The 18112-nt window shown below is 39.5% G+C and carries 15 protein-coding genes; 11 read left to right on the top strand and 4 right to left on the bottom strand.

The genetic code is table 11. The features are described from left to right. Positions 1-74 precede the first annotated feature (74 nt). The 8 genes from JNUCC41_RS24600 to JNUCC41_RS24565 all read left to right on the top strand — a co-directional run bounded on the left by JNUCC41_RS24600 (position 75) and on the right by JNUCC41_RS24565 (position 9980). On the top strand, positions 75-1037 hold the full coding sequence (locus JNUCC41_RS24600) for a hydroxyacid dehydrogenase (protein ID WP_228467448.1): 963 nt from the start codon (positions 75-77) through the stop codon (positions 1035-1037). 95 nt (positions 1038-1132) lie between these two features. After that, a complete protein-coding gene (locus JNUCC41_RS24595) occupies positions 1133-1315 on the top strand; it encodes a DUF3311 domain-containing protein (RefSeq protein WP_370662591.1) in 183 nt (60 codons plus the stop codon). After that, positions 1315-2811: a sodium:solute symporter family protein gene (locus tag JNUCC41_RS24590; RefSeq protein ID WP_192205273.1), complete on the top strand. Its 1497-nt coding sequence runs from the start codon at positions 1315-1317 to the stop codon at positions 2809-2811. Before JNUCC41_RS24595 ends, JNUCC41_RS24590 begins: the two co-directional genes overlap by 1 nt. Before the next feature lie 78 nt (positions 2812-2889). Then, complete coding sequence (locus JNUCC41_RS24585) at positions 2890-4554, top strand: thiamine pyrophosphate-dependent enzyme (RefSeq protein ID WP_192205272.1); 1665 nt, start codon at positions 2890-2892, stop codon at positions 4552-4554. Between the two features lie 78 nt (positions 4555-4632). Continuing rightward, complete coding sequence (locus tag JNUCC41_RS24580) at positions 4633-5808, top strand: Glu/Leu/Phe/Val family dehydrogenase (protein WP_192205271.1); 1176 nt, start codon at positions 4633-4635, stop codon at positions 5806-5808. A 99-nt stretch (positions 5809-5907) separates the two neighbouring features. Next, positions 5908-7341, top strand: a complete 1434-nt coding sequence (locus tag JNUCC41_RS24575) for an amino acid permease (RefSeq protein WP_192205270.1) — start codon at positions 5908-5910, stop codon at positions 7339-7341. 99 nt (positions 7342-7440) lie between these two features. Next, complete coding sequence (locus tag JNUCC41_RS24570) at positions 7441-8883, top strand: aldehyde dehydrogenase family protein (protein ID WP_192205269.1); 1443 nt, start codon at positions 7441-7443, stop codon at positions 8881-8883. 65 nt (positions 8884-8948) lie between these two features. Beyond that, positions 8949-9980, top strand: coding sequence for an aromatic ring-hydroxylating oxygenase subunit alpha (locus tag JNUCC41_RS24565; protein ID WP_192205268.1), 1032 nt, complete (start codon positions 8949-8951; stop codon positions 9978-9980). A 175-nt stretch (positions 9981-10155) separates the two neighbouring features. Here the strand turns inward: JNUCC41_RS24565 and JNUCC41_RS24560 are convergent, their stop codons facing one another. Further along, positions 10156-10602 (bottom strand): DUF5392 family protein, encoded by a 447-nt coding sequence (locus tag JNUCC41_RS24560; protein WP_192205267.1) that lies wholly within the window; start codon positions 10600-10602, stop codon positions 10156-10158. Between the two features lie 508 nt (positions 10603-11110). Here JNUCC41_RS24560 and JNUCC41_RS24555 point away from each other — a divergent pair. Then, a complete protein-coding gene (locus JNUCC41_RS24555; protein ID WP_228467446.1) occupies positions 11111-11491 on the top strand; it encodes a hypothetical protein in 381 nt (126 codons plus the stop codon). Then, on the top strand, positions 11481-11951 hold the full coding sequence (locus JNUCC41_RS24550) for an endolytic transglycosylase MltG (protein WP_192205266.1): 471 nt from the start codon (positions 11481-11483) through the stop codon (positions 11949-11951). Before JNUCC41_RS24555 ends, JNUCC41_RS24550 begins: the two co-directional genes overlap by 11 nt. A gap of 141 nt (positions 11952-12092) precedes the next feature. Here the strand turns inward: JNUCC41_RS24550 and JNUCC41_RS24545 are convergent, their stop codons facing one another. From JNUCC41_RS24545 to JNUCC41_RS24535, 3 genes are all read right to left on the bottom strand, one after another. Then, a complete protein-coding gene (locus JNUCC41_RS24545; protein WP_192205265.1) occupies positions 12093-13451 on the bottom strand; it encodes an IS1182 family transposase in 1359 nt (452 codons plus the stop codon). 517 nt (positions 13452-13968) lie between these two features. After that, complete coding sequence (locus JNUCC41_RS24540; protein ID WP_192205264.1) at positions 13969-14544, bottom strand: DUF2238 domain-containing protein; 576 nt, start codon at positions 14542-14544, stop codon at positions 13969-13971. Between the two features lie 20 nt (positions 14545-14564). Then, positions 14565-15134: a DUF2238 domain-containing protein gene (locus JNUCC41_RS24535; protein WP_342614078.1), complete on the bottom strand. Its 570-nt coding sequence runs from the start codon at positions 15132-15134 to the stop codon at positions 14565-14567. A gap of 2016 nt (positions 15135-17150) precedes the next feature. Between JNUCC41_RS24535 and JNUCC41_RS24530 the strand changes: the two genes are divergently transcribed. After that, a complete protein-coding gene (locus JNUCC41_RS24530) occupies positions 17151-18101 on the top strand; it encodes a 2-hydroxyacid dehydrogenase (RefSeq protein WP_192205262.1) in 951 nt (316 codons plus the stop codon). Positions 18102-18112 lie beyond the last annotated feature (11 nt).

The following is an 18112-nucleotide window of genomic DNA, read 5'->3' as shown; positions in this document are numbered from 1 at the left end:
ATATAACCATGCAGTAGGAAAGATATTTCCTTCAAGGTTAACATGAAAGGGTTGGTGTGAAGGTGAGTCATGTAGTGTATATTCCTCAAGATATTGAGAAAGAGGGGAAAAGTTATTTAGTAGAAAAAGGCTATAAGATTAAAGTAGGGTCTGATCTGTCGCAAGAAATTCTTATGGAAGAAATCAAGGGTTGTGATGCAGTACTAACGAGATCAACGGCTGTAATAAATAAAGAAGTCATTCAAGCAGCTGAAAACCTCAAAGTGATTGCCAAGTATGGTGTGGGCTTGGACAATATTGATATCGAAACTGCTACAGAGCGTGGCATTTATGTAACAAATACCCCAGAGGCAAATGCGAATTCTGTAGCTGAACATGTAATGGCATTAATTTTATCATTGTCCAAAAACTTAAGCTTGGCTGATAAAGAACTGCGCAGCGGGAATTTTGCTATTCGTAATCAACTTTTTGGCATGGACTTGGAAGGCAAGACTTTGGGGATTATCGGACTGGGGAGAATCGGTAAAATACTGGCAAAAAAGGCTTACCAAGGCTTTGATATGAAAGTGATTGGCTACGACCCGTATGTTGCAGCCAAAACGAATTCGGAGTTGGAGATAGTAACAGATTTAGAATGGTTATTCAGAAACTCTGATGTTATTACCCTGCATCTGCCGTTAACGAAAACAACAAAAGGGATAATAGGTAGCCGTGAGTTTTCCTGGATGAAACCTTCTTCTTATTTTGTAAACGCTTCCAGGGGCGGTGTGGTGAGGGAAAGTGATTTAGTAAATGCTTTGCAAGCGGGCCAGATTGCCGGTGCTGGAATAGACGTATTTGAAGTTGAGCCTCCTGATAAAGGGAATCCCCTTTTTAAATTGGATAATGTGATTGTCAGTCCTCATAATGCGGCATTGACGAAGGAAGGCTCGATACGCATGGCTATACATGCAGCAATGCAAGTGGAACAAGTCCTTACAGGCATGCAACCGAATTGGGCTGTAAATGAGCCCTTAACTAAAGGGCTGTCAATGTAATAATACAGAAAAAATATCTGTTTTTTCAGAAAAGTGAAGGATTGGATGATTCAAGTTGGGCATTTGTTGGTAAGGATGGTGAACAAATGAAGAAAATGATCTATGTGATAAGTGCAATACCGGCACTTGGCTCGCTTGTGGTGATCAATCGGATTGAACCTTATGTTTTAGGGATGCCATTTGTTCTTTTTTGGGCCATATTATGGGTTTGTCTTACATCAGTGTTTTTAATAATTGCCAATAAACTTGATCCGGCAACCGAGGAGGAAGAAGACTGATGAATGAAGCCCTGCTTGTTATCCTTTTCTTTTTGGTTCTGTGCATTTGGTTAGGGCTTCAAGCTCGAAAAGGTAAGAATATGAGTTTGGAACAATGGGCTATTGGCGGAAGGGGTTTCGGCAGCTTTTTGCTCTTCTTCTTGATAGCAGGTGAAATGTTTACGACATATACGTTTTTGGGGGCAAGCGGCGGAGCGTATAGATCAGGTATGCCTCCTGCCTTATACGCTTTCAATTGCTTCTATTTTGTAATCGCCTATTGGCTGTTGCCGCCTATTTGGAGATATGCCAAGAAAAATAAAGTCATATCTCAATCTGATTTTTATGATAAAAAGTACAATAGTCCGGCTTTAGGAGTTCTTGTAGCGGTAATTAGCGTCATATCAATTATTCCATATCTGATCATGCAGTTGAAAGGGTTAGGAATTATCGTATCGGAAGCCTCCTATGGGTCCATTTCGCCAAATGTGGCCATAGTTGTAAGTGTCATTGCGATCACAATTTATGTAACTGCTTCAGGGATGCATGGGGTAGCGTGGACCGCAGTCATTAAAGATATCATGATTCTGACTGTAGTCGTCTTCATGGGGATTTATTTTCCTCTTCATTATTACGGTGGTTTACAGCCGATGTTTGAAGCAATCGATACGGCTAAACAAGGTTTTTTGATTTTCCCGGAACAAGGTTTGAGTATCTCTTGGTTTATTTCAGCTACAATCATGACAGCACTGGCATTTTATATGTTTCCTCATATGTTGGCGGGAGTATTCTCTGCAAAAAGTCCAAAATCACTTCGTTGGAATGCCGGGGTTATGCCAATTTATCAAGTAATCATCATTTTTTCGTTATTTATTGGTTTTTCTGCGATTCTCCAAGTTCCGAATCTACAGGGGGCAGAAGCAGACTTAGCTTTATTTAAAATGGCGAAAATGTCATTTGATCCCTGGTTTGTTGGGGTTATTGGAGCATCAGGGGCGATGGCCGCCCTTATTCCCAGTTCACTCGTGTTGACGGCAACTGCCACGATACTTTCCAAAAATGTATATAAGGTGTGGAAGCCGAATACATCAGATGAACAGCTTCAAAGACTGAGCAGGATGTTAGTACCTGCCATTTCCATAGTGACTCTATATTTTACGTTTAATGGTGGGGAGTCGATTTTTACGTTGTATCTAATGGCATATAGCTTCATGGCACAGTTATTTCCCGCATTATTTTTTAGTTTGTGGAAAAAGAATCCTGTTACCGTCCAAGGAGCTTTTGCCGGAATGATTGTTGGAATTCTAATTGTCATATACACGACTACTTCAGGTACGACACTTGCTACTTTATTTCCATCCCTGCCGCAAGTCATACAAGATCTTGATGTAGGGTTAGCCGTATTACTCATCAACATTACAGTAACTTTGGGAGTGAGTGCCGTTACAAGAAAACCTCCTATTGAGATGGAAGAAGATAATAAACTTGTTTCTGGAATGGGGAAACTTGTTAAATGATATTGAAGATGAGTCAATATTCATATAATCATAAATTACTAGAACAAAAATACGTGCTTGAAAGCGGGAGGCTTGATTATGAAAGTCAGTGGAGGAAGGGCAATCGTAGAAGTAATGGCTAAAGAAGGGGTGAAAAAAGCTTTTTGTGTACCAGGTGAAAGTTATCTAAGTGTAATGGATGCACTATATCAACATCCTGAAATAGAACTTATTTCCGCAAGGCATGAAGGAGGTGCCTCTTTTATGGCGGAGGGGTATGCCAAGGCTTCGGGAAAGGTAGGAGTTTGTATGGCAACGCGTGGAGTGGGTGCTACAAACTTAGCTATCGGCATTCATACTGCCGCTCAAGACTCAACCCCTTTGGTTGCACTTATTGGCCAAGTCGAACGCCCTTTTAAAGAAAAGGAAGCATTCCAGGAAGTGAATTTGACGGGTTTTTTCAGTCATTTATGTAAATGGACGGTAGAGATCGATCGTGTGGAAAGGATCCCGGAATTATTGCAACGGGCGTTCCATATTGCGCGATCGGGGCGTCCGGGCCCTGTATTGGTGGCTTTGCCGCATGACATGTTGGAAGATGAGGCAGAGTTGAACATCAATCATTCTTATCGCTCGCTTCCTCCCCAACCACATATGGAAGATGTGAAGCAGGCGATGGATTTGATACGAAATGCGGAGCGTCCCGTATTGATTGCTGGTGGAGGTGTGATTCATGCTAAGGCCAGCAGGCTGCTTGTACAGTTTGCTGAGGCGATGAAACTCCCTGTTGTTACCGCTTTCCGTCGATTTGACGCGTTTCCGAACTCACATCCTTGCTATGCAGGATGGCTTGGGTTTGGGACACCACAATATTTACTTGATGCAATCCGCGATGCAGATGTAGTTTTGGCATTAGGGACACGATTCTCTCAAGTAGGAACACAAGACTACACACTGATTTCTGAAAATTCAAAACTGATCCATGTGGATATTTGTCCCGATATTTTTGGTAAAGTGTATCCACCTTCACTTGCCATTGAAGCAGATGCAAAGAGCTTCTTGGAACAAGCACTGCAAGCGCCAGAACCAGGATCTATTATTTCAAGCGAAGACCATTTGAAAGAATTGCATGATAAATATTTGGAATTTTCTGAACCGAAGGCCGACTACACAGAAGATTTCGTAGATATGGACGGATTAATGCATGACATTGCCGTCTGTCTTCCGAAGGATACTATCATTACAAATGATGCCGGCAACTTTTTCGGATGGCTATCCAGATATTATCGTTTCGAGCAAGAAAACACATACGTAGGGCCAACGTCGGGTGCGATGGGATATGGACTGCCTGCTGCTATTGGGGCAAAGCTGGCGCAGCCTCACAAACATGTTGTATCCATTTCAGGAGATGGCGGCTTTATGATGACTCTCCAAGAGATTGAAACCGCTGTACGGTATAAAATCCCGACCATATCAATTGTTGTCAACAACAATATTTACGGAACAATCCGAGTACATCAAGAAAGGCATTTTCCAAATCGGGTAGTTGGAACTGACTTGTCCAATCCTGATTTTGCCGAATTGGCCCGCTTATTTGGAGCGCATGGTGAAAAGGTTGAAAGAAATAGTGATTTTGCGCCAGCACTGCAAAGGGCGATTGCTTCAGGGCTTCCGGCTGTAATCGAAGTTGCAGTCAATCCAAAGATTCTATCTGTTGGCCAAGACAAGAAGGAAGTGCACCAAAAGCTATTGTCCAACAAATAGTTGCGGGGCAAATATGCTGTGGCATGTTTTTGCATTAGAAGGTAGTAGGAATAATAAAATTTTGGGGAGGTTTCACAGATGTTCAAACCATATTTAGTTGTGGAATGGAATGATACGGAAACAGATGCAAAAGGTTGGTTGGTCGTGCATAACTTTGTCAAAGGCTACACAGGTGGCGGTACAAGAATGCACCCAACGGTCACAAAAGAAGAGGTCGAAAGGTTAGCTGAGGCGATGGCTTATAAGTATGTAGCCGGTGAATCTGAGACGACTGGCGCATGTAAAGCGGGCATTGCCTATGACTATAAAGCGCCAGACGCGTATGCAGTATTAAGAAGATTTCTAATTGCGATGATGCCTTATATAGACATCGGAGTATCTTTAGGCAGTGATTTAGGTACCAAATATGAAGATGTGCTCAAAATATTTAATGAATTTGGTATTGATATCCCTCTTACGAAATCAATGAAGCAGAATCCAAATGTTCTACAAGGGATAAAGGATTTTGATGCACTGTTGAAAACAAAAATTGACGGGTTGTTTTTAAACGATGTCGTAACAGGCTATGGTGTGGCATTTTCCGCAGATGAAGCATGGAAATTTAAAAGCGGAAAGGGTGGAGCGAGAGTTGTCATTCAAGGATTCGGCTGTGTAGGAGCAAGCTGTGCATTGAAAATGTCCCAGTTAGGTTATAAAGTCGTGGGAATTTCTGATGCAACCCTTTTGGTAACGTGTGAAGAAGGATTAGATGTCCAAGAACTTATTGATCATAAGAATGTGTACGGAGAAATGGATAAAGCCTTTTTTGAACCACATTATAATGTAAGGTCAAACACGGAATGGCTCGATATAGATTGCGACATTTTAATTCCGTGCGCACTAGAGGATGTTATCCACATATCCAATGCTAAAAGCGTAAAAGCAAGCTTAATTGTGGAAGCGGCAAACATTCCCATTTCTTCTGAGGGAGACGAAATCATAAAACAAAGAGGAATTGATGTTGTCAATGATTTCGTTGCCAACCTGGGGGCGATAAGGTTTTATGATGTAATTATTTTCGGACTAGTTAAACCAGATCCGCAAGCTGTCGTTGATGATATCGAAAAACTATGCAGGAAAAATACATTTAAGTTGTTTACAGAAGCAAAAAACCAAAATAAATATCAAAGAGAAGTAGCTTATGAAATATTCAAACCGACAATTAGTGACATGTTAGAGTATGCTGAGCCTTCCGAAGCGTTATCTGCACAATAATAATGTGGTTTAATTTCAGAATAATGGGAACTCTCGTTATCTTGTGTTAATCATAAAAATGTATAGAGCAGTTTATCGATTAGAAACGGGGGGGAATTCATGCAAACAGTACATGAAAATCAGCCAAAAGAATTACAGCGTTCGATGAAGAGCAGACATTTATTCATGCTCTCCTTAGGTGGGATCATTGGAACAGGTCTTTTCCTGGGATCAGGTTATGCGATCGGTGAAGCCGGACCCGCAGGAGCGATTGTTGCCTATTTGTTCGGTGGTTTATTAATGTACTTGGCGATGATTTGTCTCGGTGAATTATCGGTAGTGATGCCGGTGTCCGGTTCCTTTCAGGTCCATGCAACAAAATTTATTGGACCCGCCACTGGGTTTGTCATTGGTTGGATTTACTGGCTAAGTTGGGCTCTTTACGTAGGCTTAGAATTTGTAGCGGCTGGATTGCTTATGGCTAGATGGTTCCCTAATATACCAGTATGGGTATGGTGTATGATATTTACCGTACTATTGTTCACTATAAATGCCTTAACAACGAGAAGTTTCGCGGAGACTGAGTACTGGTTCGCAGGGATTAAAGTACTTACTGTTATTCTGTTCATCATTATCGGTGCGGCAGCGATGTTTGGATTGATTCATATGGATGCACAACCTGCTCCGTTTTTATCTAATTTTATGGGTGATGGACTATTTCCTACAGGATTCACGGGTGTGTTTATATCGATGATGACGGTCGTATATGCATTTCAGGGATCAGAAATCATGGGGGTTGCAGCAGGCGAGACGGAAAACCCGCAACAAAGTATTCCGAGAGCGATTCGAAGCATCGTAATACGTGTCCTGCTTTTCTATGTTCTAGCAATCTTTGTCTTGTCGGCTATCGTTCCGTGGCAAGAAGCTGGGGTGCTGGAAAGCCCATTTGTTACCGTGTTTGAAATGGTAGGTATTCCTTATGCAGCTGACATTATGAATTTTGTAATTTTGACTGCGGTACTCTCTGTTGGGAACACGGGTCTGTTTGCTTGTACCAGGATCCTTTTCTCCCTTTCTCAAACCGGAATGGCGCCCCCTTTATTTGGAAAGCTAAACCGGCGCGGTGTACCTATTAATGCCTTGCTCATCACCTTGGTCTTTGCCTTACTGTCGTTACTTACAAGTGTAGTAGCAGAAGAAACGCTATTTGTTGTGTTACTTTCCATAAGCGGGGTTGGAGGGGTACTTACCTGGATGGCGATTGCGTTCGCCCAGTACAGATTCCGTAAGCAGTATATCAGAGAAGGAGGAAAGGTTGAAAATCTGAAGTTTAGAGTACCTTTCTTCCCATTTGTCCCGATTCTCTGCATCCTTATGTGCCTAGGTATTTTCGTGTTCACCGCTTATGATTCGACACAGCGTAATTCGTTGTATTGGGGGGGAGGTTTCGTCGTTGCTTGTTATATATTTTACTATTTTAGATATGCGAGAAGAAAAGTAAAAGTGGAGGTGCCAGCCTTAACAAATGATCAGACCAATGATTTTGTTCAATAGAGGTTCTAGTAGGTAGCGTTGAAGGATCCATTTAGAAGTTCCCAGTTATAAGCAAAACTATAATTTAGAAGTAGAATAATAGAATACGGAGGAAATCGTATGCGTTACTTAAATTATATTAATGGGAAATGGAAAGAACCAACTACAGGGGAGTATAGGGAAAATCTTAGTCCCCATAATGGAGAAAATTTAGGGGAATTTCCATCCAGTGCTGCCGCAGATTTGCATGATGCAGTGGCTGCCGCAAAAAATTCATTTCCTGATTGGAAAAAACTGTCGTTTCAGCAACGAGCTTCATACTTGCAGCAAGCAGCTGATATTTTGAAAAAGAATATGCAGGAAGTGGGGCGGGATTTGATAAAGGAAGAAGGAAAAACATTTCTGGAAGGGATGGGGGAAGCCAAGCGTGCTGCTAGCATACTTGAATATTATGCCGCTGAAGCTCGGCAGCCACTTGGAGAAGTAATTCCTTCAGCGAATGCCAATACATTTTTGTACACCACCCGTACTCCGCTCGGTCCGGTGGGGTTGATTACACCATGGAACTTTCCAATAGCTATCCCCGTGTGGAAATTGGCGCCTGCCCTGATTTACGGGAATACAGTCGTGATTAAACCGGCTGATCTTACACCTAAGTCGGTCTATCATGTGATAAAAGCATTTGATGAAGCTGGTCTTCCTGCTGGAGTCATTAATTGTGTATTCGGAAGGGGTTCGGTCATTGGTGCTGAGTTAGTGGAACATCCGGATGTGAAGGCTATATCTTTTACAGGTTCGAATCAAGTAGGTCAGCAAATTCAAAAACAAGCGATTGAACATGGGAAGAAAGTGCAAACGGAAATGGGAGGGAAAAACCCGCTCATAGTTCTCGCTGATGCTGATCTTGAAAAAGCAGTAGAAATTGCTGTAGGCGGAGCCTTTAAGTCCACAGGGCAAAAATGCACAGCCACTAGCAGGGTGATTGTCGAAGAAGGAATATATAAAGCATTCCGTGACCGTCTTGTCGCCCGGACGAAAGAATTAAAAGTGGGCGACCCGCTCAACGAAGAAACATTTATTGGTCCGGCTGTATCTAAATCACAACGCGATGGCGTGCTTGAGATGATTGATACTGGGAAATCAGAAGCAACGCTATTGTGTGGAGGAGAGATTCCGACTGAAGAGGAATTGGCGAACGGTTTTTATGTCCGACCGGCTATCTTTGAAAATGTTCCTCAACATGCTCGCATTGCACGTGAAGAAATCTTTGGACCAGTCATCGCACTTTTTAAGGCAGGAAATTATGAGGAAGCAGTTAAGATGGCGAATGATACAGAGTATGGATTGAGCGCAGCAATTTGCACGAATAATTTAACGACGGCTCAAAGGTTTATTGAAGACGTCGAAGTGGGTATTGTCCATGTCAATTCGGAAACAGCAGGAACTGAACCGCAAATGCCATTTGGCGGATGTAAAAATTCAAGTGCAGGCAGCCGTGAACAAGGGAAGAGTGCCGTTGAATTCTATACAGAAGTTAAGACAGTTTATATGGATCGGATATAACAACATATTGCACCATGAGGTTTTTAAACTTTTAAATTAGAACATAATTCAGGAGGGTTTTCAATATGTCCACTAAAGAAAATGTACAGTTCAGCCCGACACTCCCTTATTCACGGTATGTCGATCCAGAGGTATTCAATGAAGAACGGAAAAAAATTTTTAGAAAGAGCTGGATTTTAGCAGGACATGCAAGCCAAGTTGAAAAAGTGGGCGATTTCATGACATTGGATATCGCCGGAGAGCCGATTATCGTTTCTCACGGTACCGATGGTGAACTGCGTGCTTTCTATAATATTTGCCCTCATCGCGGAATGAAAGTAGAAAACTCCGATAAAGGAAATAAAAAAGTTTTACAATGCGGATATCATGGATGGACGTTCAAATTAGATGGAAGTGTATATAGAGCACCTAATTTTAAAACGAATGAATTGGGCATACACAGCTGTATGAAATCCATACGCTTAGAAGTTCAGAATGCTATGATTTTTGTCAATCTAGACAAAAATGCACCTTCCATGGCAGAAGCATATCAGGAATTTTTAGAGGAAATGAAAGAGTATCCCTTCTTTGATTCACTGAAACTAGTTAGGGAAACCCGCCGTGTAGTTAAAGCTAATTGGAAAGCTGTTGTTGACAATTACCTTGAATGTGATCATTGTTCCATTGCCCATCCTGGCTTTGCGAAATCTTTTGATTTATCAAACTTTTGCACAACGACACACGACAAATTCACCCATCAATATATGTCGGTAAGCAAGAATGGTGAGGGTGACCAAGCACGTTTTTATTGGGTTTGGCCAAATATGATGATTAACGTTTATCCAGGAGATGGGAATGTGAATACCATTCAAGTAATTCCTGTTGATGCTGAGTCGTCGTTAGGTATTTATCGTGATTACTCCCTCGATGAAAAAACAACCATAGAAAAAGAAGAATATTTTAAATTTGTTGATCAAGTACGGCAGGAAGATTTTGAACTGGTGGAAAAATTGCAAAAAGGATTAAGTTCCGAGGCATTTACAAATGGTATCTTTTCTCCAACTGAACATGCTGCAGTTTATTTTCATGAACTTATTAATAAGAACCTCCAGAACTAACTACTGAGCTGGCAATTGGGATCCACTTAAAGAAGAATCGTTCATAGTGAAATTGTTAATGTATTAGCTCTTAAACAACCAACCAGTATACCGAAGCATACTGGTTGGTTGTTTTATTTGTGATGACTTTTTTGGACGACCGATAAAGTTATGAAATTTGCGAAATGCCCTTAATTCATTCCGGGTGTGAGGATTGGTTCTTCCATTGTTGTTCTTCAGCAAGAAATTCAAAAAAAACATTCATGGCAGTAAGCGGATGCTCATTTACTCTCTTAAAGTAGTTACTTTTTCTGGCATCTGTTAAATAACCACTTTTTTTGATTCTTTCCAACATATATTTTTGACTCATTTTCACTATTTCTCTTTGGTTGTGTTTGTTTTCTTTTAATAAGGCAAATCCTACAGCTCCCGCCAATGCATAGATTCCAAGTGCGATTTTCGAGATGGGTAACGATTCGTTCTTAAATAAAAGAAAAAAAAGATTAATGATGGAAAAGCCTATCATTACCGTCGAAAAAAAACCGTATTTCATATTTTTCTTCAACAAGGGGGACAATGTTGATTGAAGTTGTTCGAGTTCGGCTTGCATGAAGCCCGGTATATTATTTATTTTGATATTCATTGTTTCCTCCTTATTATCTTGCATGAACCCAATAAGTATATTCACTAAAAAAAATGTACCTATTTAATGAAACAGGAAAAGGAACCTGATAATATATATCTTATCGTTTGGAAACGTGTTTGTCATTTAATATACCCCATGAACTTTCTTGGGGAAAGTAAACGAAATTGATGTATGTGGGTGATGAATGAAATGCCTAATTATATGTGTTGAACTAACTCAGATAGACAGCGTTCTCGCAGTATGAGGGTGCCAAATAAAGATCATTAGCCTAAATATATTAGCAAAGGTATCAATGATGAATGGAATATGGTAAAATGGTCCTCAAATGGAAGTCGTATTTTTCGTTTTTTCATCATTAATCGTTATGGATGGCCACCCTGCGCCTTTTTTTGTCATAAATACGTGACTATTGTGGTATTTTGTTCATTTAAATCGAGTTTTGGAACGAATCAATATATAATTAGAAAGCGAGATAGTAGATTCAAAGATTAAGGAGGGACATAGAATGATGGAATGGGCTCTGATCATTTTGTTTGCTGCAGCAGTATTACTGTTCATTTTATCGTTTATTAAAAAGGATTCTGTAAAAGTGGACAGTCAATTGGAACAGGTTGCTATCACTTTTGGAGATGAAATGAATGTATTACAGGAAAAAATCAGGAACATCGAGATAGATGCTGAAATTACGGTGCAAGAGGCAGGCGTTCTAGCAATGTCTTCCGAAACGCGGATCTTGTTGCGTGAAGTGCTCGACCTACATAAGCGAGGCTATTCATTTGAAAGCATCGCACTGAAGACAAAACAGCCGGAAGATGAAATAGAACGCATGCTTACTCCTTACATAAAAACGAAGAATGAAAGGAGAACTGTGGCCAATGACATCTAAATCAATGCGCAGCTTTGCCGGAGGCATTGTTGTTGCGGCAGGATTGTGCGGTGCAGTGTACTTCTTTGGTCCAAGTGAAGCGACCGGCACATCGGAGAAACTATCAGAAGATGAGATGAAAGAATCTCTGGTTTCTGAAGGGTATGTCATACATTCAGAACAAGAATGGGAAGATCAGATTGCTGAAGCAAAGTCGATTAAAGATAAAGCGGAAGCTGAAAAAGAAAATGTAAAAGAACCAACAGAGAAAGTCATATACCGTACAGTTCTGAAAGTGTCTAAAGGCTCGACAAGCATCGATGTTGGTAAAACCCTTCAAAAAGCAAAAGTCATTAAGAATGCCAATGATTTTTCTAACGCGGTTGAAAAGAAAGGCAAGGCCAACGGATTACGACCTGGAACGTATGTGGTAGATAGTGCGATGACTACGGAAAAAATAATTTCCATTATATTTAAATGAACATAAAAACGACCATCGATAAGATGGTCGTTTCAGTTTGTAGACAAAAGGGGTTCGGAATGTTTTAATTCCGAACCCCTTTTGATATTTTCTTGGAATTTTGCTCAAGATTAAGAGCTTGGGTCTCTACGAGCCCCTATGTTAGGCCATTTTTGGACTTTGCCATGTCCAATTGGCCATCTTCTTTAAATTCATGGCAGCGAAAGTAAGCATCGCCTGCATCGACAATTTTTTAAGTCCCCTTAAAGTAGTCCAGCGCATACCATGCTTTTCTTTTGCATCTGCGAATACACGCTCAATCGTTTCCTTGCGTTTCGCATAGATAGGTTTTACATCTAGATGATGACGCAGGTGATCTGCTTCTTCCATATTTTCTTGCCAGATATGGCGCGTCACCACCTTTTGATGGTCTTTGCTTTCTGTACACTGTGATAAAAATGAACATGTCTTACAAATGAGTTTGGGAGATTTGTACTCGCGATATCCCTCTTTATTTGTTGTTGAGTACTTTAAAATCTCGCCCGATGGGCAAAGGTAACAGTCAAAATGTTCATCGTAAACATACTCATGTTTGCGGAAGAATCCTTCTTTTGTTCGAGGCCGTGTATAGGGTAAAGCCGGTGTGATTTCTTTGCCAAAAAGGTAGCTTGTAATGGCTGGTGTTTTATAAGCTGCATCTGCGGCAACGGCTTCAGGCTTCCCAACTTTCTCGATCACTTGTTCAACTAGTGGCTCTAACATATGGCTATCATGCGTATTTCCAGGTGTTACAATCGTCCCTAGCACAAAACCATTGCGGTCTGCAGCCGTGTGAAATGAATAGGCAAACTGTTTTGTCCGTTCATCTTTCACATAGTAACCACTCTCAGGATCTGTTGTACTTTCTTTAATCTCTTTGGTTTCTTCCTTATCAAATTTATCTGGTGGAAAAGGTTTCTTTCCATGGTTTTCACGATCTTGATTTATTTCTTCTTGAAGGCGTTCTTGATACGCTCGTGTTTCCTTGCAAACGACTTTCTTTGCGAACTTTCGCTTATTTGCACTGGATTTCACATGAGTGGAATCAACGAATACATGCTCAGCACTTATTAACTTTCTTTCGGAAGCTGTCATTAAGATGCGATAGAAAATCTGTTCAAACAGGTCAGTATCTTTAAAGCGTCGCTCGTAATTTTTCCCGAACGTTGAGAAGTGAGGCACTTTATCATGGAAACCGTAACCTAAAAACCAACGGTAAGCCATATTCGTTTCAACTTCTTCAATTGTTTTACGCATCGAACGAATACCGAAGGTATATTGAATGAATGTCAATTTAACTAAAATAACTGGATCAATACTTGGGCGCCCTATCTCTGAATACATATCTTTCACCAAGTCATAAATGAAAGTGAAGTCAATGGCCGCCTCAATTTTACGAACCAAATGGTTCGCTGGCACCAGTTGATCCAAAGTAATCATTTCAAGTTGATCTCGCTGAATAGAATTATGTTTCGAAAGCATCGTCATCACCTCAAGTTTTAATACTCCTATTTTAAAACAAAAAAGACTGTAGGCAAAAGCGGTTATATCTAATTGTTAAAACAAAGTTGATTGGAGCGGGTGTGCGAGACTCCTGCGGGAAAAGCGCGTCCAAGGGAGACCCCACAGGCGCAAAGGCGCCGAGGAGGCTCCCGGACCGCCCGCGGAAAGCGAGTGCCTGGAGTGGAAATCAACGTCCAAATTTGTACAAGCCAAAAAAAACTGTAGACAAACTCGATTTTCATCGAGTTTGTCTACAGTCTGAAACGACCATCGATAAGATGGTCGTTTTTGTTTGTCTACAAAGGATGTCAGGAATGGTTGCATCCCGAACCCTTTTCATTTTATATGGAATGAAATCTCATTAGATTGAAGAAATTTGCGGCACTCCTGCCGAATAACTGGCTAGCCGTGACCCCGCTAGATGCTTACGGCGAGTTGTCTTGGCAGGCAGTCGGCGGTAAGGGAGCGGATTTCTGAACTCAACTGGAACGTTTTTTCATGTTTTCTTTAACTTAATCTTTGTCCGCACTCCGGCCCACACTGCAATGATAAGTCCTCCAATAGTATCCGCGATTAAATCTATCATTGTATCTTTATTCCCTCCGCCTTGTAGTGTCATTCCGAATAATTGATCAGAACTGAATTCGTAGATCTCCCATATGACACCACCAAGTGCTGAGAAAGAGAGGGTAAACAAAAAGACAAACCAAGGGGAAATCTCTTTGCCTGCATTTCTGAATACCAGTCGTTCATATAAAGCAATACCCGTAAAAGCTAGAAGGGAACCGCTTAGTAAATGTAATAATGTGTCCCACCACCCCAGTCCATACCAACCTAAAATAGAACCTAAAAATTGTGAACCGAATAAGAAGATTAAATAGGAAATGATAATGGGCAGATTGAATTGAAGCTTGGTAAATAAGGCCAGTAAAAGGGGAATTGCCCCACATACCACACCGCCTATCGAAACCAGTGATTTGAAAGTTTCATCGGCTGAATAGAAAAAAATAGATAAAGCAGCCATGAAAAGGACATACACTAAACTTAATGAAATAACTAGCTTACGATTCATATGATTACCTCAACAAATTATCATAATTTTATTTTTTGTACACTAGAATAAATGGAAATAAGAAGACCACCAATAAGACCGAAAATTAGATCGTACATAGTATCTTTATTACCGCCTCGCTGCATGGTTTGAGTAAAAGTCTGGTCTCCTGCGAACTCATAGATTTCCCAAAGAACAGAGGCAGTGACTGAAAGCGAAAGAACAAATAGAAAGATGACCCACCTTGAAATATCTTTTCTCGCCGATTGAGGGATGTATAGTTTATAAAGAGCAATCCCAACAAAACCTACGAAGATACCTTTATAAAAGTGAAGGGTAGAGTCCCACCACTTAAAATCCACATAAAAATTTGCGATTGACCCTAAAAATGTCGTACAGAAAACAAAAACATAATAACCAATAATGATCGGAATGTTAAAGGGATTATGTTTAACAAATAATAATGAAATGGGCAAGGCACTTACCAATATTCCCCCAAGAGCTACCATCCATCGGGAAGTATCATCTTTAATGAGGTAAAAGATAAGTAAAACAGTCATGAATACTACAAAGACTAAACTAAGAATAATGATTATTTTATGTTTCACCATCCCACCCCATTCATAACATTCATTGGATCATATCTTATTGTATTCAACCCAAATTCAACCGTGAATATGGATTTTATATCGAAGTTCTAGCATATTTTTATGATGATCTTTATATGCCGCCAAACTCGCATTATTTTAATCATTTTGGCTACCTAAGCGTTTATTGGCTTAATAGTGGCCCAAAAACCAAGATATCCAGAATTAAAATGATTCCTCTGATCAATGTCCAGTATAAAAAGCTTTTTCTACTTCTATTCTTTTAGTGAACTTTGAAGGGAAAATCATTAAAAAATTTAATGATTTTGTTGAAACCTTCCAATGTTAACTAGGTGTTTTGTATATTACTTGAGGAATGAAAGATTTTTTTAAATTAGTAAGTAATATTAAAACGGATATGTAGAAAATTTCCAACGTTCGTGTAACAGTTTCAATACCAAAGCGAACGTTCAAGAAAACACTACAGCTAACAAAAACAGCTAAAGAAGAAGGGGAATGTAAAATAACCGTTCCAACTAAATAAAAATGATTAAATGTTGAAGCGTTCAGGCATTCACCTTTTTGCTTTCTTAATACTTCCTATTTTTGGCCATTCATGTTCAAGTTATTCATATAGATAAATTAATTTGAATGGTCACTGTCATCATTGGTGTTAAAATGCCCATTATCAACGGTTTAAAGTTCCCCAAAAATAACAGATAATCATTTCTTCACTTAATAGAGTTGGAGCGTTTGAGACGATGCTGAAAACTAGGGAATTTTTTATGATTAGAGAATTACATCAAAAAGGATGAACAAAAACAGCTATTGCCGAGGAAACGGGGTATGGTCGCAAAACAGTCAGTAAATACATAAAGGAAAATCAAGTACTTCAATCAACTATGCGAAAGGGTAGGGAGAGTAAATTTCGGAACATTTAAGAGCCTTATGCTTTGCAAAGAATTCAAGAAGGAACGAAAAATAGTATGGACCTTTTTGAAGAAATTCAGACTTTGGGTTATGAGGGGAAAACAACGACTCTTAGAGAATTTGTTAAACCCCCATCGGGCTCAGCCGAAAAAACAAGCTACAGTAAGATTTGAAACTCCACCGGGAAAGCAAGCTCAGATGGATTGGGCGGAAGTAGGAATGTATGAGGTGAATGGAAAGCTCCAAAAATTGTATTCATTCATCGTGATTTTAAGTTATTCCAAATGAAATATGTGGAGTTTTCAACGGATATGAAATTAGAAACACTGATGAATTGCCATATGAATGCCTTTCCCTACTTTAAATGGGCTGCCGGAACAGATTCTCTACTACAATATGAAAACAGTCGTATCGTCCTCTAATAAATCATTTATTGAATGGGGAAAAATAAACCGGTATTGACAAGGCACAGTAGTAAAGGGTTAAAGGCTCTTGTCAATGCCAATTCTATGACTACTTTTTATATTTAACTTTTGCCTTTGTAAATAAAATGCCTGCGTTACAAATTTGTTTCATTTCTATTAATATGCTTTCCAGTCGATTGCCCTATTGGATTGTTAGATTACCCTCCATGTATTAATGATTTCTCCTTCCTTGAAATATAGCATCTTCACGATGCAGCCCCAGCGACTTCTCGTTTTGTATCAAATATGCGTTCCCTATATTGGTAGTCTAAAGGACAATTTTTATGTTAATTATATCAGTTGAACAAAAATTTAAAATATTTTGACTAATGTAATTTTCTGTTATATAATTACGGTATTCCATGGTCAGACCAAAAAAACAGTGTAAATTGCGGCTTAATGTAAACGTTATCATTTTAAATTTCCACCTTGAGAGGGGTTGATATATTAAAGAAAACGGGAAAGTCCATTTTTTCACCTAATCAGGTTTCCCTTCTAACCTACGATGTAAAAAAAGAAGAAAAGGATATTGTACTATATCTAAAAAGAAATCCTGAAAACAAGTACTTAAAGACTGCCATTTCAGTCATATCTGCTAATTAAAGTTTCCTAAATTAATAGAGAAGTTGGTAAGGGGGTGATAAAGGTGTTAATAGTATATCCAGATGCGGATCCTCAATTTAAAAAATTACTAACGGATGAACTTCTCAATCCATTACAATTTGCCGAAATTCGTGTTTATGAAGGAAGACCTGAAACTCAAGAAGAGTTTGTAAACAGGGTAAAGGATGCCGATGGGATACTTCTGGGATGGTCAATACCGAATGAAGTTATTGCTAAATGCCCTAAATTGAAAATCATTTCATTTACCGGGATTGGTGCTTCTAATTTCATTGATTTGAAATTTGCAGCGTCTCGAGGTATTACAGTTACAAATACCCCTGGATATGCAGATAATTCAGTTGCAGAACATGCATTAGCATTAATGTTTTCGCTAGCAAAAAATATTAACCGGAATCACCAAAATGTAACAAGAGGGATTTGGGATCAGTCCAATATGATCATGGAGATAAAGGGAAAAACAATCGGTTTGATTGGATTGGGTGGAATAGGGCAGAGAATGGCTGAATTATGTAAGGTACTTGGCATGAATGTCATTTGTTGGACTTTTAACCCAAATAAAGAAAGAGCCCTAAAATTAGGTGTAACATTTACTAGTTTGGAAATGCTTCTAGAACAATCAGATTTTGTTTCACTTCATCTGCCGTTAACGGAAGAAACGAGGAAACTATTAGGCGAAAGGGAACTTTCACTGATGAAACGAGAGTCATATCTAATTAACACATCAAGAGCAGAATTAATCGATACAATTTCATTAGTTGAATTTCTTTCTTCATCACGAATTGCAGGCGCTGGTATTGATGTTTTTGATGAAGAACCCATTTTGGAAAATAACCCTCTGCTATCAACATCAAATGTAGTTCTTAGTCCGCATATTGCATTTAATACACCCGAGGCTTCAAAAGAAATCTTTATTATAGCAATAAATAATCTAGTTCAATTTTTTAATGGAATCAATCAAAATGTTGTTATTTAATTTATTAAGAG

This window comes from Brevibacillus sp. JNUCC-41 (assembly GCF_014844095.1).
Taxonomy (GTDB): domain Bacteria; phylum Bacillota; class Bacilli; order Bacillales; family DSM-1321; genus Peribacillus; species Peribacillus aracenensis.
This window is presented reverse-complemented; position numbering and strand designations above follow the sequence as displayed.